At 43.2% G+C, this 14,439-nt stretch carries 17 protein-coding genes; 15 read left to right on the top strand and 2 right to left on the bottom strand.

The features are described from left to right. The first annotated feature begins 7 nt into the window (after positions 1-7). Positions 8-1,018 carry an ABC transporter substrate-binding protein gene (locus TZ92_RS08560; RefSeq protein ID WP_033630061.1) on the top strand — a complete coding sequence of 337 codons (1,011 nt, stop codon included), beginning with the start codon at positions 8-10 and terminating at the stop codon, positions 1,016-1,018. Next, the gene (locus TZ92_RS08555; RefSeq protein WP_033630060.1) at positions 999-1,691 is read left to right on the top strand and encodes an alpha/beta hydrolase-fold protein; all 693 of its coding nucleotides are present in this window, start codon (positions 999-1,001) and stop codon (positions 1,689-1,691) included. Before TZ92_RS08560 ends, TZ92_RS08555 begins: the two co-directional genes overlap by 20 nt. Before the next feature lie 42 nt (positions 1,692-1,733). Here the strand turns inward: TZ92_RS08555 and TZ92_RS08550 are convergent, their stop codons facing one another. Next, the gene (locus TZ92_RS08550) at positions 1,734-2,483 is read right to left on the bottom strand and encodes a lysophospholipid acyltransferase family protein (RefSeq protein WP_033630059.1); all 750 of its coding nucleotides are present in this window, start codon (positions 2,481-2,483) and stop codon (positions 1,734-1,736) included. 132 nt (positions 2,484-2,615) lie between these two features. On the opposite strand from TZ92_RS08550, the gene TZ92_RS08545 reads away from it, so the two are divergent. From TZ92_RS08545 to TZ92_RS08520, 6 genes are all read left to right on the top strand, one after another. After that, positions 2,616-4,952 carry a cation-translocating P-type ATPase gene (locus TZ92_RS08545; RefSeq protein ID WP_033630214.1) on the top strand — a complete coding sequence of 779 codons (2,337 nt, stop codon included), beginning with the start codon at positions 2,616-2,618 and terminating at the stop codon, positions 4,950-4,952. A 101-nt stretch (positions 4,953-5,053) separates the two neighbouring features. Then, positions 5,054-5,731 (top strand): tRNA (adenine(22)-N(1))-methyltransferase, encoded by a 678-nt coding sequence (locus TZ92_RS08540; RefSeq protein WP_033630058.1) that lies wholly within the window; start codon positions 5,054-5,056, stop codon positions 5,729-5,731. Then, a complete protein-coding gene (locus TZ92_RS08535) occupies positions 5,718-6,515 on the top strand; it encodes a Nif3-like dinuclear metal center hexameric protein (RefSeq protein ID WP_033630057.1) in 798 nt (265 codons plus the stop codon). Before TZ92_RS08540 ends, TZ92_RS08535 begins: the two co-directional genes overlap by 14 nt. 16 nt (positions 6,516-6,531) lie before the next feature. Further along, positions 6,532-7,635 carry an NAD(P)/FAD-dependent oxidoreductase gene (locus TZ92_RS08530; RefSeq protein ID WP_033630056.1) on the top strand — a complete coding sequence of 368 codons (1,104 nt, stop codon included), beginning with the start codon at positions 6,532-6,534 and terminating at the stop codon, positions 7,633-7,635. Between the two features lie 208 nt (positions 7,636-7,843). Next, positions 7,844-8,863: a UDP-glucose 4-epimerase GalE gene (gene galE, locus TZ92_RS08525; protein WP_033630055.1), complete on the top strand. Its 1,020-nt coding sequence runs from the start codon at positions 7,844-7,846 to the stop codon at positions 8,861-8,863. A gap of 1 nt (position 8,864) precedes the next feature. Next, the gene (locus TZ92_RS08520; RefSeq protein ID WP_033630212.1) at positions 8,865-9,815 is read left to right on the top strand and encodes a glycosyltransferase family 2 protein; all 951 of its coding nucleotides are present in this window, start codon (positions 8,865-8,867) and stop codon (positions 9,813-9,815) included. Between the two features lie 91 nt (positions 9,816-9,906). Here the strand turns inward: TZ92_RS08520 and TZ92_RS09725 are convergent, their stop codons facing one another. After that, positions 9,907-10,110 (bottom strand): ferredoxin, encoded by a 204-nt coding sequence (locus TZ92_RS09725; protein ID WP_002874767.1) that lies wholly within the window; start codon positions 10,108-10,110, stop codon positions 9,907-9,909. Between the two features lie 45 nt (positions 10,111-10,155). On the opposite strand from TZ92_RS09725, the gene TZ92_RS08515 reads away from it, so the two are divergent. The 7 genes from TZ92_RS08515 to TZ92_RS08485 all read left to right on the top strand — a co-directional run bounded on the left by TZ92_RS08515 (position 10,156) and on the right by TZ92_RS08485 (position 14,391). Beyond that, positions 10,156-10,662 (top strand): SAG1386/EF1546 family surface-associated protein, encoded by a 507-nt coding sequence (locus TZ92_RS08515; RefSeq protein ID WP_000410185.1) that lies wholly within the window; start codon positions 10,156-10,158, stop codon positions 10,660-10,662. A 9-nt stretch (positions 10,663-10,671) separates the two neighbouring features. Then, a complete protein-coding gene (gene cmk / locus TZ92_RS08510; protein ID WP_000849415.1) occupies positions 10,672-11,346 on the top strand; it encodes a (d)CMP kinase in 675 nt (224 codons plus the stop codon). Positions 11,347-11,464: 118 nt separating this feature from the next. Further along, a complete protein-coding gene (locus TZ92_RS08505) occupies positions 11,465-11,971 on the top strand; it encodes a dihydrofolate reductase (RefSeq protein ID WP_033630054.1) in 507 nt (168 codons plus the stop codon). After that, on the top strand, positions 11,971-12,141 hold the full coding sequence (locus TZ92_RS08500; RefSeq protein WP_000442252.1) for a hypothetical protein: 171 nt from the start codon (positions 11,971-11,973) through the stop codon (positions 12,139-12,141). The genes TZ92_RS08505 and TZ92_RS08500 overlap by 1 nt, the downstream gene beginning before the upstream one ends. Positions 12,142-12,172: 31 nt before the next feature. Continuing rightward, a complete protein-coding gene (gene clpX, locus TZ92_RS08495) occupies positions 12,173-13,405 on the top strand; it encodes an ATP-dependent Clp protease ATP-binding subunit ClpX (protein ID WP_002874765.1) in 1,233 nt (410 codons plus the stop codon). Between the two features lie 8 nt (positions 13,406-13,413). After that, positions 13,414-14,001 (top strand): ribosome biogenesis GTP-binding protein YihA/YsxC, encoded by a 588-nt coding sequence (yihA, locus tag TZ92_RS08490; RefSeq protein ID WP_033630053.1) that lies wholly within the window; start codon positions 13,414-13,416, stop codon positions 13,999-14,001. Positions 14,002-14,010: 9 nt separating this feature from the next. Next, positions 14,011-14,391 carry a RidA family protein gene (locus TZ92_RS08485; RefSeq protein ID WP_001140420.1) on the top strand — a complete coding sequence of 127 codons (381 nt, stop codon included), beginning with the start codon at positions 14,011-14,013 and terminating at the stop codon, positions 14,389-14,391. Positions 14,392-14,439: the final 48 nt, after the last annotated feature.

The raw sequence follows: 14,439 nt of genomic DNA, 5'->3' as shown, positions 1-14,439 counted from the left end.
AAACAAAATGAAAAAAACACTCAGTATTTTACTCGTAACAGTAGCTACCTTAACGATGGCAGCATGTGGCAATACTACTACAGAAAAAGCTACCACACAATCTAGCACAGAAACAAGTCAAAAGGCCAGTACAGAGACGACTTATCCACTAACGGTCAAAACCTATGATGCTAAAGGGAATGAAGTCGAACAAGTTTTTGAGAAGGCACCTGAAAAAGTTATCACCAACAATCTGTCAACCACTGAAATCTTATTGGAGTTAGGCTTGAAGGATAAAATTGCTGGTATGCTCAACCCAGACAATGCCTTAACAGGTAAATACAAGGACGCGATTGCGACGATTCCTCAAATCGGTGATAAAAAAACAGTCTCACAAGAGACAGTCCTTTCTTATGAGCCAGACGCTGTGATGGGTCGAAACATGATGTTTTCTGAAAAATCCTTGGGAACAGTTAGCACTTGGAATGAAAACAAAATCCCAGTCTATACGCAAAAAGCTTCTCTTTCAACGATTCAGCAAGATTTGGGAAATATTGTAGAAGATGTCAAAAATCTTGGAATGATTTTCAATGTTCAGGACAAGGCTAATGAATACGCAGCTCAATTACAAGCTAAAATTGACGCTGTTAAGAAAGCAAACCCAGCAAGCCAAGGTGAAAAGAAAAAGGCTTTGATTATGGTTGCTTATAATGACGAAACCTTCGGTGCTTACAAGTCTGCTTTGCAAGAGAGCTTGTTGAATCAACTTGGTTATACAAATGTTGCAACAGGAACATCAGGATTGACCTTGGAAAATCTCGTGTCAATGGATCCTGAATTGATTATCTATGTGACCAGCGACCGCAATAAAAAATTGGATGCTAACGCAGTAGAGTTGATGAAGGCAAATGAAGTTTTAGAAAACGTTCCTGCAATTAAGAATCAAAAAATCATGACCATCTCTTACGATGAGTTGATGGACTATGGTCCAGCAGTGATTGATTCCCTTGAGAAAATCAATGACTTTATCAATAAATAATGAGTTTGATTGGGAAGGGATCCAAGTCAAGGTCAGCCTTCCTTCAACCTATGATCCCAATCAAATCTATCCAGCGATTCTCTTGAATGATGGAAACTTGAATTTTCTATCTTCCCTTTCAGAATCTGTGATTTTAGTGGGTTTGACTTCTGAAAATCGCCTAGATGACTACACTCCATGGAAGGCATCTGCTCTGAGAGATGGAGCTCCAGATTTTGGCGGTCAGGCGAAGGCCTATCATGGTCATTTATTTGGAGGTCTTTTAGACAAGCTGCAGTCTCTTTATAGAGTGGACAAAAATCGCCTTGCCTATGGAGGATACTCACTAGGTGGTTTGGTGGCCGTTTACAGTCTTTTCAGCTTTGACAAGGTCTCCTGTATCTTCTCTATCTGCGGTTCTTTTTGGTATCCTGATTTTGTTTCTTTCTGTAAGGAAGAAAAGCTGAAAAATCTGGACTGCTTGCTGTATTTACAGAATGGTCAAACAGAAGGAACCCATCATAGCAATCGCTTGGCTCAAGCACCAGTCTATGCTGAGCAGATCCATACCAGTCTTCAGAAACGCTATCCAACTGGTCAGTTTGTCTTTGATCCCTATGGGCATCATGAGCAAGTAGCTGAACGATTCCTAGCCTTTTCCAACTGGTTGGCCCAAAAATGGAAAATCGAATAAAAGAAATATCCCTTGGTAAAAGCCAAGGGATAATTGTATTTTTTAACCAAGTTTCTCCCTCTTCTTATCTGGATTCCAGATAAAGCTTGCGATGAAGGTAAAGATAATCGTTAGGATACCAACAATCACAGCAAGGAAGAGGGCAGGGATACGGACAAACCACCAGAGTGGATTTGGTTTTTTATCATTGTGCCACTGCTTAGTTTCTTCGTCCAAACGTTGGAATTCTGCTTGGATACGGTCTGCAACCATTTCAATCCCTTCATCATTCATTTTCTTGATGTCTGAGATATCGATAGGATTTCCAAAGTTCATATCCACACGTTCACGGCTAACCAAACCTTTCAAGGTCATGGGACCAGTATAGGTAACTGGCATGATACGGACCTTAGCCATCTTGGCAATCAGAGCAACTCCGCCTTTGACATCTGTCGAGTGGCGACTACCACTAGGAAACATGATAAGGGAACGGTCGCTTTTTTTGAGGACATTGATAGGGTATTTGATAGCAGAGGCGCTAGGATTTTCTCGGTCGATAGGAAAGGCCCCACACATACGGATCCACCAGCCAAATATGCGGTTGTTAAAAAGCTCTTTTTTGGCCATAAAGATGAATTGTTTTGGTTTGGTCGCAAAAGCCATGTAAACTGGATCCCACCAGGTACGATGAGGTGCGACCAGGATATAGTTTTCATCTTTACTAGGGATTTTATCAGTATTGTGGTAGTGAGCATTGCCATTGATGGACCACAAGATCAGCATGACTAGTCCACGTAAATAAGTATAAAACATGAGATCTCCTTCGATTGTATTGCTTTTATTATTATACCTTATCAAAAGACTACTGGCAAACTTTTTCAGTTATCAGCCAACAGTTTTAGATGGGATTAGAATTCTTTTAAAAAAAATGATATGATAGAATTTATGGATAAAAATAAGATTATGGGATTAACCCAAAGAGAAGTCAAGGAAAGACAGGCTCAAGGTTTGGTCAATGACTTTACTGCTTCAGCCAGTACCAGTACTTGGCAAATCATCAAACGAAATGTTTTTACACTTTTTAACGCATTAAACTTTGTTATTGCTCTAGCGCTTGCCTTTGTACAGGCTTGGAGCAATTTGGTTTTCTTTGCCGTTATTTGCTTTAACGCTTTTTCTGGGATTGTGACTGAGCTGCGAGCCAAACACATGGTGGACAAGCTCAATCTCATGACCAAGGAAAAGGTCAAAACCATTCGTGATGGTCAAGAAGTTGCTCTCAATCCAGAAGAGTTGGTTCTAGGAGATGTCATTCGTTTGTCTGCTGGGGAGCAGATTCCTAGTGATGCTCTGGTTCTGGAAGGATTTGCGGAAGTCAATGAAGCTATGTTGACGGGTGAGAGTGATTTGGTGCAAAAAGAAGTGGATGCCTTGCTTTTATCAGGGAGTTTCCTAGCCAGTGGCGCAGTTTTGGCTCAAGTCCACCATGTCGGGGCAGACAATTATGCTTCCAAACTCATGCTAGAAGCTAAGACAGTGAAACCGATCAACTCCCGTATCATGAAATCGCTGGACAAACTAGCTGGTTTTACTGGGAAGATTATCATTCCCTTTGGTCTAGCTCTCTTGCTAGAAGCCTTGATGTTAAAAGGCCTACCCCTCAAGTCATCCGTTGTAAATTCGTCAACAGCCCTTTTGGGTATGTTGCCCAAGGGAATCGCCCTTTTGACCATCACTTCGCTCTTGACTGCGGTGATCAAGCTGGGCTTGAAAAAGGTATTGGTGCAGGAGATGTACTCTGTCGAGACCTTGGCGCGCGTGGATATGCTCTGTCTGGACAAGACGGGAACCATCACCCAAGGAAAGATGCAGGTGGAGGCAGTTATTCCTTTGACTGAAGAGTATGGTGAGCATGCGATTGCCAGCATTTTGACCAGCTACATAGCTCACAGTGAGGATAAAAATCCAACAGCCCAGGCTATTCGCCAGCGTTTTGTGGGAGAAGTTGCTTATCCTATGCTTTCGAATCTTCCTTTCTCAAGCGACCGTAAGTGGGGAGCTATGGAGTTAGAAGGTCTGGGGACGGTTTTTTTAGGGGCACCTGAGATGTTGTTGGACTCTGAAGTCCCTGAAGCCAGAGAGGCCCTAGAGAGAGGGTCACGTGTCTTGGTCTTGGCTCTCAGCCAAGAAAAACTAGACCACCACAAGCCACAAAAACCATCTGATATTCAAGCCTTGGCACTGCTGGAGATCTTGGATCCTATTCGAGAGGGAGCAGCAGAGACGCTAGACTATCTCCGTTCTCAAGAAGTGGGCCTCAAGATTATCTCTGGTGATAATCCAGTCACGGTTTCCAGCATTGCCCAGAAGGCTGGTTTTGCAGACTATCACAGCTATGTAGATTGCTCAAAAATCTCCGATGAGGAATTGATGGCCATGACTGAGGAGACTGCGATTTTCGGACGTGTTTCTCCTCATCAAAAGAAACTACTGATCCAAACCCTGAAAAAAGCGGGTCATACAACAGCTATGACAGGGGACGGTGTCAATGATATTCTGGCCCTTCGTGAAGCAGACTGCTCTATCGTGATGGCTGAGGGAGATCCTGCGACTCGTCAGATTGCCAATCTGGTTCTCTTGAACTCAGACTTTAATGATGTTCCTGAGATTCTCTTTGAAGGTCGTCGCGTGGTTAATAACATTGCCCACATTGCACCGATTTTCTTGATTAAGACGATTTATTCCTTCTTGCTCGCGGTGATTTGTATTGCTAGTGTTTTACTAGGGCGGTCTGAATGGATCTTGATTTTCCCTTTCATTCCAATCCAGATTACCATGATTGACCAATTCGTGGAAGGTTTCCCACCATTCGTTCTGACTTTTGAGCGGAATATCAAACCTGTTGAACCAAACTTCCTCAGAAGATCCATGCTTCGTGCCCTACCAAGTGCCCTCATGGTCGTGTTCAGCGTTCTTTTTGTGAAAATTTTTGGAGCGAGTCAAGGTTGGTCTGAGTTAGAAATCTCAACCCTACTCTATTATCTCCTTGGGTCTATCGGTTTCTTATCTGTATTTAGAGCCTGCATGCCATTTACCCTATGGCGTGTCCTCTTGATTGTTTGGTCAGTAGGAGGCTTCCTAGCCACAGCTCTTTTCCCAACGATCCAAAAGTTGCTTGAAATTTCAACCTTGACTGGACAAACGTTGCCTGTTTATGGGGTCATGATGCTGGTCTTTACCGTAATTTTCATTCTAACCAGTCGTTACCAAGCTAGAAAATAAAGAAAGACTGCAATCTGTGGATTGCGGTCTTTTTAGGTGCAAGAATGCTAGCTGAAATGTGGTATAATAAGAGGTAACAGAGTTTTGGAAAGTGAGAGAAGATGATTTCAAAGAGATTAGAATTGGTGGCTTCCTTTGTGCCCCAAGGTGCTGTGTTACTAGATGTGGGGAGTGACCATGCTTATCTACCTATCGACTTGGTCGAGAGAGGGCAAATTGAAGGTGCCATTGCAGGCGAAGTGGTGGTTGGTCCCTACCAGTCTGCGGTCAAAAATGTTGAGGCCCACGGCTTGGAAGAAAAAATCCAAGTCCGTTTAGCCAATGGTTTGGCAGCTTTTGAAGAGGCAGACCAGGTATCGGTTATCACCATTGCTGGTATGGGCGGGCGCTTGATTGCAACGATCCTAGAAGAAGGGTTGGACAAGCTTGCGAATGTAGATCGTTTAATCCTCCAGCCCAATAATCGTGAAGACGACTTGCGCATCTGGCTACAGGGCAACGATTTTCAGATTGTGGCAGAAAGCATCCTAGAAGAAGCCGGCAAGTTTTATGAAATTCTAGTGGTGGAAGCGGGACAAATGAAGCTATCAGCTAGTGATGTTCGCTTTGGACCCTTCTTGTCCAAAGAAGTCAGCCCAGTCTTTATCAAAAAATGGCAAAAAGAAGCTGCTAAGTTAGAATTTGCCCTTGATCAAATTCCAGAAAAAAATCTGGAGGAACGTCAAATTTTATCAGATAAAATTCAAGCCATCAAGGAGGTACTCCATGCTAGCAAGTGAAGTAATCAGGGCTTATGAAGCCTTTTGTCCCCAGGAATTTTCTATGGAGGGAGACAGTCGTGGCCTGCAAATCGGCACTTTGGACAAGGAGATCCAAAGGGTTATGGTTGCCCTCGACATTCGTGAAGAGACGGTGGCTGAAGCCGTTGAAAAGGGTGTGGATTTGATTATCGTCAAGCACGCGCCAATCTTTCGTCCGATCAAGGATCTGGTAGCTAGCCGTTCGCAAAATCAGATTTACATCGACCTGATTAAGCATGACATCGCAGTTTATGTCAGTCACACCAATATTGACATCATTGAGAATGGTCTCAATGACTGGTTCTGCCAGATGCTAGGTATTGAGGAAACGACTTATCTGCAGGAAACAGGTCCAGAACGTGGGATTGGGCGTATTGGAAATATCCCGACTCAGACATTTGGGGAATTGGCTCAACATGTTAAGCAAATCTTTGGTCTAGATAGTCTTCGAATGGTGCATTATCAAGAGAGTGATTTGCAGAAGCCTATTTCAAGAGTGGCCATCTGTGGTGGCAGTGGGCAGTCTTTCTACTCTGATGCTTTAGCAAAGGGGGCAGATGTTTATATCACTGGCGATATCTACTATCATACAGCTCAGGATATGCTTTCTGATGGCCTGTTGGCATTGGACCCAGGCCACTATATAGAAGTGCTTTTTGTGGAAAAAATCGCAGCACTTCTTACTCAATGGAAGGCAGAAAATAGCTGGACTATTGATATCTTGCCTAGTCAGGCATCGACTAATCCTTTCCACCATATCTAGTTAGAAGGTGAAGACAATGAAAAGAGTAGCCATATTCGGAGCAGGGATTGTGGGGGCAACAGCTGCCTACTACCTCTCGAAAGAAAGTGACCTAGAGGTGACCGTTTTTGACCATGGTCAAGGTCAGGCTACCAAGGCAGCAGCGGGAATTATCAGTCCTTGGTTTTCAAAACGCCGTAATAAAGCCTGGTACAAGATGGCGCGCTTGGGAGCTGACTTTTATGTGGATTTGTTGGCTGATTTAGAAAAGTCTGGTCAAAAAATCGACTTTTATCAGCGTTCGGGAGTTTTCCTCTTGAAAAAGGACGAATCCAAGCTAGAAGAACTTTATGAACTAGCACTCCAGCGTAGGGAAGAATCTCCCTTGATAGGTCAATTAGCCATTCTAGACCAAGCGTCTGCAAATGAATTATTCTCTGGCTTGCAGGGATTTGACCGCCTGCTCTATGCTTCTGGTGGAGCGAGAGTAGATGGCCAACTGTTAGTGAATCGTTTGCTAGAAGCCAGTCAGGTCAAGCTGGTCAAAGAAAAAGTGAGTCTGACACCTTTAGAATTCGGCTATCAGATTGGCGAAGAGGTGTTTGATCAGGTTATTTTGGCGACAGGAGCTTGGTTGGGGGACATTTTGGAACCTTTAGGATATGAGGTAGATGTTCGTCCCCAAAAAGGACAACTCCGAGATTATCAGCTCTCTAAAGACCTAGCATCTCACCCTGTTGTCATGCCAGAGGGGGAGTGGGATTTAATCCCTTTTGTAGGTGGGAAATTGTCCTTGGGCGCTACCCACGAAAATGATATGGGATTTGACTTGACGGTAGATGAAACCTTGCTCCAACAAATGGAGGATGCGGCCTTGCCTCACTATCCAGCCTTGGCAGAAGCGAAATCATCGGGTGATCGTGTGGGAATTCGTGCCTACACCAGTGATTTCTCCCCTTTCTTTGGGCAGGTACCAGGATTGGCAGGTGTCTATGCGGCTAGTGGTCTAGGTTCATCAGGTCTCACAACGGGTCCGATCATCGGTTACCATCTAGCTCAACTGGTCCAAGACAAGGAGTTGACCTTGGACCCAGTAAACTATCCAATTGCAAACTATGTCAAACGAGTAAAAAGCGAATAATACTCAATGAAAATCAAAGAACAAACTAGGAAGCTAGCCGAAGGCTGTACTTGAGTACGGTGAGGCGACGCTGACGTGGTTTGAATTTGATTTTCGAAGAGTATAAGCATTTTACTAAAATTTTAGCAGGTGGTTTAGGATGTCAAATGACATTCCCTATCAAAAATGATAAAATAAGAAAAAATAATCCGAGAATCGAGGAAAAAAGATGCAAGAAAAGATTTTGGTAACTGGTGGTGCTGGATTTATCGGAAGCCACACTGTTATTGAGTTGATCCAAGCAGGTCATCAAGTGGTTGTGGTGGATAATCTTGTTAATAGCAATCGTAAAAGTTTAGAAGTTGTTGAAAGAATCACAGGAGTTGAGATTCCTTTTTATGAGGCAGATATCCGTGATACTGATACTCTCAGAGATATTTTCAAGCAGGAAGAACCGACTGGTGTGATTCACTTTGCTGGTTTGAAGGCTGTTGGCGAATCAACCCGTATCCCTCTTGCCTACTATGATAACAATATCGCAGGAACTGTCAGCCTTTTGAAAGCCATGGAAGAAAATAATTGTAAGAACATCATCTTCAGTTCTTCGGCGACAGTTTACGGAGATCCTCACACTGTTCCAATCTTGGAAGATTTCCCACTTTCAGTGACCAATCCATACGGTCGTACCAAGCTCATGCTAGAGGAAATTTTGACCGATATCTACAAGGCAGACTCAGAATGGAACGTGGTCTTACTTCGTTACTTTAACCCAATCGGAGCGCATGAAAGTGGAGACCTAGGAGAAAATCCAAATGGAATTCCAAACAATCTCTTACCTTATGTTTCACAAGTAGCAGTGGGCAAACTAGAGCAAGTGCAAGTTTTTGGAGATGATTACGATACGGAAGATGGAACTGGAGTTCGTGACTATATCCATGTCGTAGACCTAGCTAAAGGTCACGTTGCAGCTTTGAAAAAACTCCAAAAAGGTTCAGGTCTAAACATTTATAACCTTGGAACAGGTAAAGGTTACTCCGTTCTTGAAATTATCCAAAATATGGAAAAAGCAGTGGGACGTCCTATTCCTTACCGCATCGTAGAACGTCGCCCAGGTGATATCGCTGCTTGCTACTCAGACCCAGCAAAAGCTAAAGCAGAGCTCGGATGGGAAGCAGAACTCGACATTACCCAAATGTGTGAAGACGCATGGCGTTGGCAAAGCAAGCATCCAAATGGATTTGAAGACTAAGATGACGATTTCAATCATTGTCCCTTGTTTAAACGAAGAGGAAGTACTTCCTCTTTTTTATCAGTCTGTGGAAGCTCTGCTTCCAGAATTAGGAGCAAAGATCGAGTATGTCTTTGTAGACGATGGCTCTAGCGATGGAACCTTGGACCTTTTGAAGACCTATCGGGAGCAGAATCCTGCGGTCCGTTATGTCTCATTCTCACGAAATTTTGGGAAAGAGGCAGCCTTATACGCAGGCTTGCAGCATGCAACTGGAGACTTGGTGGTCGTGATGGATGCAGACCTTCAGGATCCTCCTAGTATGCTACTTGAGATGAAAGCCTTACTAGACCAAAATGCAGACTTGGACTGTGTTGGGACACGGAGAACTAGTCGGGAGGGAGAACCCTTTTTCCGCAGTTTCTGTGCCGACCTCTTTTACCGCCTCATGCAAAAAATTAGCCCAGTGGCTCTACCCTCAGGTGTCCGTGATTTTCGGATGATGAGACGGTCTGTGGTAGATGCTATCTTAACCCTGACCGAATCCAATCGTTTTTCTAAAGGACTCTTTGCCTGGGTGGGTTTTAAAACGCACTATCTTGATTATCCAAACGTTGAACGACAGGCTGGCAAGACCAGTTGGAGTTTTAGACAACTCTTTTTCTACTCGATTGAAGGAATTCTTAACTTTTCAGATTTCCCCTTGAGTATAGCCTTTGTAGCGGGACTTCTATCTTGTTTTCTTTCTTTTGCGATGACAGTTTTTGTAGTGTTTCGGACTCTTATCTTGGGAAATCCGACATCTGGTTGGACCTCTTTGATGGCTGTCATTCTCTTTCTTGGAGGGATTCAACTCCTGACAATTGGAATTCTTGGTAAGTATATCAGTAAGATTTATCTGGAAACCAAAAAAAGACCACTCTATCTCGTCAAAGAAAAAAGTGACCTTTCTATTATTGATGGAAAAAAATAACCAAAAAAGACTATAATTTTACCTAGAAATATGCTAAACTAGTAAGTGTGGGAAAAATGAGAAAAAATCAATTATATTTATTCCCTGCTTCCTACGATGGATCTTTTAGAAGTGCACGTGTAGGACAATTTTTGATGGCCTCCAGAACATCGCTGGTCTCAGCGATTTCTCTTTGCAATTCAACTGGATCATCGTAAAATCGAACGATTCCATTATCATGGTAATCAAAGAGTTCAGAATAGGTTTGGCAAAGCCCGCAGGCGATGCACCGTTCAGGTATAAGTGTGACTTTCATATTTATATTGTAATAAGAAAATGCAAAAAAAACAAGGAGTAAGGTATGGAAAAAGAACCGTGGCAAGAAGATATTTACGAAAACAATGAGGAAGAAACAAGATCAGAGCGTCGACACCGGAAACAAAAAGGGAAAGGCGTAGTTGCCAATCGTGTCTTGACAGTTCTAGCTAGCCTCTTCTTTGTAATTGTTGTAGCGATGGTAGTTGTATTGATTTACCTATCAACCGGTGGAAGCAATCGTACTTCATCTTTGAAGGACTTCTATGATGCATCGTCTCCTTCTACAAGTGCAAGTTCTAAAGTGGAAGCATCATCATCTTCAAGTAGCAAGGTAGAGGAAACAGCTTCTTCTGAATCAACACCTTCAGAGAGTAGTTCGGAAGAACATGCAGAGGGTGAAGGAACACTTACAGTACAACCTGGAGAGGGAGAAGCAGCTCTTGCTCAACGTGCAGGGATTTCCATTGCCCAGCTAGAAGCCTTAAATCCTTCTCACATGTCATCTGGATCTTGGTTTGCCAACCCAGGTGATGTGATTAAGACAAGATAGGAGTCGGTCATGAAGACAATTCAAATTGCTATCGATGGTCCAGCTTCGAGTGGTAAGAGTACGGTCGCAAAGATTGTCGCTAAGGATTTTGGTTATACTTATCTCGATACAGGTGCTATGTACCGTGCTGCGACTTATATAGCGCTCAAACACCAGTTGAATGCAGGAAATGTAGACCAACTTCTTGAGCTTCTTAACCAACACCCCATTAGTTTCGGACGTTCAGAAACTGGTGAGCAACTTGTTTTTGTAGGAGATGTTGATATTACGCATCCGATTCGTGAAAATGAAGTGACCAACAAAGTTTCAAGCATTGCTGCCATTCCTGAGGTGCGTGAGAAACTGGTTTCGCTCCAGCAAGAGATTGCTCAGCAAGGTGGTATCGTCATGGATGGGCGTGATATCGGGACAGTTGTTTTACCACAAGCTGAACTCAAGATTTTCTTAGTGGCTTCTGTTGAAGAAAGAGCAGAGCGTCGTTACAAGGAAAATATTGCCAAAGGCATTGAAACTGACCTGGAAACGTTGAAAGAAGAGATTGCTGCGCGTGACTACAAGGACAGTCATCGTGAAACCTCACCTCTCAGACAGGCTGAGGATGCAGTTTACCTTGACACAACTGGACTAAGTATCCAAGAAGTGGTCGAAAAAATTGAATCAGAAGCAAAAAAATATATGTCCTAGGGACGAGAGGAGCAGGCTAAATGAAGCCTGCTCCTTTTCTCTCTTTTGCGCGCGTTTCAAAACAGCCTTTTTGGGAGAATTTTGATAAAATAGTAGTATCAATAAAAAGGACGGAAGCATGACAAAGAAAATCATAGCCATTTGGGCCCAAGATGAAAAAGGTGTGATTGGGAAGGAAGATCGTCTCCCTTGGCATTTGCCAGCAGAGTTGCAACATTTTAAGGAAACGACTTTAAATCATGCTATACTGATGGGACGAGTGACCTTTGATGGCATGGGACGTCGTCTGCTTCCAAAACGGCAAACCCTGATTTTAACGCGCAATAGCGAAGAAGTCATAGATGGGGCGCTCGTATTTCAAAATGTGGAGTCTGTTTTAGCGTGGTATCAGAGTCAGGAAAAAAATCTCTATATCATTGGCGGAAAGCAGATTTTTCAGGCTTTTGAGCCTTATTTAGATGAAATCATCGTGACACAGATTCATGCTCAGGTGGAGGGAGATACCTATTTCCCTGAGGAGTTTGACTTATCTCGTTTTGAGACAGTAGCAAGCAAATCTTACACCCGAGATGAGAAAAACGACTATGATTTTACCATCAAATACCGAGATAGAAAGGAAGTCTAATGGAGCGCAGTATATTTGGATTTTTTACAGCTTTTTTGTGTGTGATCTGTATTTTGACTGGAGCACAGGCTTTTCGTAAGAAGCGCTATGGACTGTCTGCCTTACTCTGGTTGAATGCTTTTACCAATCTGGTCAACAGTGTCCACGCTTTTTATATGACCTTATTTTAGATAGAATGATAAATTAGAATGGAAGGAAATCATGCCTACAAATAGGAAAAATGATATGATGGTTTATTGCTCATTTTGTGGCAAAAGCCAAGAAGAAGTAAAGAAAATAATCGCTGGGAACAACGCCTTTATCTGTAATGAATGTGTGGAGTTGGCCCAGGAAATCATTCGGGAGGAGTTGGCCGAGGAAGTTTTGGCAGACTTGTCTGAAGTACCAAAGCCAATCGAACTCCTCAATATCTTAAACCACTATGTGATTGGTCAGGATCGTGCCAAACGTGCCTTGGCAGTGGCTGTATACAATCACTACAAACGCATCAATTTCCACGATACGCGTGAAGAGTCTGAAGATGTGGATTTGCAGAAGTCAAATATCTTGATGATTGGGCCAACTGGTTCAGGGAAAACTTTCTTGGCTCAGACTTTGGCTAAGAGCTTGAACGTGCCTTTTGCTATTGCAGATGCGACAGCTCTGACTGAGGCTGGTTATGTAGGTGAGGACGTGGAAAATATCCTCCTCAAACTCTTGCAGGCTGCTGACTTTAACATCGAACGTGCAGAACGTGGGATTATCTACGTGGATGAAATTGACAAAATTGCCAAGAAGAGCGAGAATGTGTCTATCACACGTGACGTTTCGGGCGAAGGGGTACAACAAGCCCTTCTCAAGATTATTGAGGGAACTGTAGCCAGCGTACCGCCTCAAGGTGGACGCAAACATCCACAACAAGAGATGATTCAGGTGGATACTAAAAATATCCTCTTTATCGTAGGTGGTGCTTTTGATGGCATCGAAGAAATCGTTAAACAACGTCTGGGAGAAAAAGTCATTGGTTTTGGCCAAAATAACAAGGCGATTGACGAAAATAGTTCTTACATGCAAGAAATCATCGCAGAAGATATTCAAAAATTTGGGATTATCCCTGAGTTGATTGGACGCTTACCCGTCTTTGCAGCTCTTGAGCAATTGACGGTTGATGACTTGGTTCGTATCTTGAAAGAACCAAGAAATGCCTTGGTGAAACAATACCAAACCTTGCTTTCTTATGATGACGTTGAATTGGAATTTGACGATGAAGCACTTCAAGAGATTGCCAATAAGGCTATCGAACGCAAGACAGGGGCGCGTGGTCTTCGCTCAATAATCGAAGAAACCATGCTAGACGTTATGTTTGAAGTGCCAAGTCAAGAAAATGTGAAATTGGTCCGCATCACGAAAGAAGCTGTCGATGGAACGGAAAAACCCATCCTAGAAACAGCCTAGAGGTGACTATGGAAATCAATACACACAATGCTGAAATCCTGCTCAGTGCGGCAAACAAGTCCCACTATCCGCAGGATGAACTGCCAGAGATTGCCCTTGCAGGGCGTTCAAATGTTGGCAAGTCTAGCTTTATCAACACCATGTTGAACCGCAAAAATCTGGCTCGTACATCAGGAAAACCTGGTAAAACCCAGTTACTCAACTTTTTCAACATTGATGACAAGATGCGCTTTGTGGATGTACCAGGCTATGGCTATGCCCGCGTTTCCAAAAAAGAGCGTGAAAAGTGGGGGCGCATGATTGAGGAGTATTTGACCACTCGGGGAAATCTCCGTGCCGTGGTCAGTCTGGTGGATCTCCGTCACGACCCGTCAGCAGATGATGTGCAGATGTACGAATTTCTCAAGTATTATGAGATTCCGGTTATCATCGTTGCGACTAAGGCAGATAAGATTCCTCGTGGTAAGTGGAACAAGCATGAATCAGCAATCAAAAAGAAACTAAACTTTGATCCAAGTGACGACTTCATCCTCTTTTCATCTGTTAGCAAGGCAGGGATGGATCAGGCTTGGGACGCAATATTAGAAAAATTGTGAGGGAAAGAAATGGCAAAAACAATTCATACAGACAAAGCTCCAAAAGCAATCGGACCTTATGTTCAAGGAAAAATAGTTGGCAATCTTTTGTTTGCGAGCGGTCAAGTTCCCCTATCTCCTGAAACTGGAGAAATTGTAGGAGAAACAATCCAAGAACAGACAGAACAAGTCTTGAAAAATATCGGTGCTATTTTGGCAGAAGCGGGAACGGATTTTGATCACGTTGTCAAAACAACTTGCTTCTTGAGCGATATGAACGACTTTGTTCCTTTTAACGAGGTTTACCAGACTGCCTTTAAAGAGGAATTTCCAGCTCGTTCAGCTGTGGAAGTTGCACGTCTTCCTCGTGATGTAAAAGTCGAAATTGAAGTGATCGCAGAGATTGGATAAGCTAGTTGAAGTTTGGCTCTGCCAAACTTTTTTTGATATAAGGAGAGA

It is taken from the genome of Streptococcus oralis subsp. oralis (assembly GCF_000960035.1).
GTDB classification, from domain to species: Bacteria; Bacillota; Bacilli; order Lactobacillales; family Streptococcaceae; genus Streptococcus; species Streptococcus oralis_G.
The sequence above is the reverse complement of the archived record's forward strand: the minus strand, read 5'-3'. Positions and strand labels throughout refer to the sequence as shown.

Coding starts and splice junctions, on each gene's coding strand:
- TZ92_RS08500 (WP_000442252.1), top strand. CDS start 11,971: ATGGAGCGCAGTATATTTGGATTTTTTACAGCTTTTTTGTGTGTGATC.
- TZ92_RS08485 (WP_001140420.1), top strand. CDS start 14,011: ATGGCAAAAACAATTCATACAGACAAAGCTCCAAAAGCAATCGGACCT.
- clpX (WP_002874765.1), top strand. CDS start 12,173: ATGCCTACAAATAGGAAAAATGATATGATGGTTTATTGCTCATTTTGT.
- TZ92_RS09725 (WP_002874767.1), bottom strand. CDS start 10,110: ATGAAAGTCACACTTATACCTGAACGGTGCATCGCCTGCGGGCTTTGC.
- yihA (WP_033630053.1), top strand. CDS start 13,414: ATGGAAATCAATACACACAATGCTGAAATCCTGCTCAGTGCGGCAAAC.
- TZ92_RS08505 (WP_033630054.1), top strand. CDS start 11,465: ATGACAAAGAAAATCATAGCCATTTGGGCCCAAGATGAAAAAGGTGTG.
- galE (WP_033630055.1), top strand. CDS start 7,844: ATGCAAGAAAAGATTTTGGTAACTGGTGGTGCTGGATTTATCGGAAGC.
- cmk (WP_000849415.1), top strand. CDS start 10,672: ATGAAGACAATTCAAATTGCTATCGATGGTCCAGCTTCGAGTGGTAAG.
- TZ92_RS08540 (WP_033630058.1), top strand. CDS start 5,054: ATGATTTCAAAGAGATTAGAATTGGTGGCTTCCTTTGTGCCCCAAGGT.
- TZ92_RS08530 (WP_033630056.1), top strand. CDS start 6,532: ATGAAAAGAGTAGCCATATTCGGAGCAGGGATTGTGGGGGCAACAGCT.
- TZ92_RS08550 (WP_033630059.1), bottom strand. CDS start 2,483: ATGTTTTATACTTATTTACGTGGACTAGTCATGCTGATCTTGTGGTCC.
- TZ92_RS08520 (WP_033630212.1), top strand. CDS start 8,865: ATGACGATTTCAATCATTGTCCCTTGTTTAAACGAAGAGGAAGTACTT.
- TZ92_RS08515 (WP_000410185.1), top strand. CDS start 10,156: ATGGAAAAAGAACCGTGGCAAGAAGATATTTACGAAAACAATGAGGAA.
- TZ92_RS08560 (WP_033630061.1), top strand. CDS start 8: ATGAAAAAAACACTCAGTATTTTACTCGTAACAGTAGCTACCTTAACG.
- TZ92_RS08555 (WP_033630060.1), top strand. CDS start 999: ATGACTTTATCAATAAATAATGAGTTTGATTGGGAAGGGATCCAAGTC.
- TZ92_RS08545 (WP_033630214.1), top strand. CDS start 2,616: ATGGATAAAAATAAGATTATGGGATTAACCCAAAGAGAAGTCAAGGAA.
- TZ92_RS08535 (WP_033630057.1), top strand. CDS start 5,718: ATGCTAGCAAGTGAAGTAATCAGGGCTTATGAAGCCTTTTGTCCCCAG.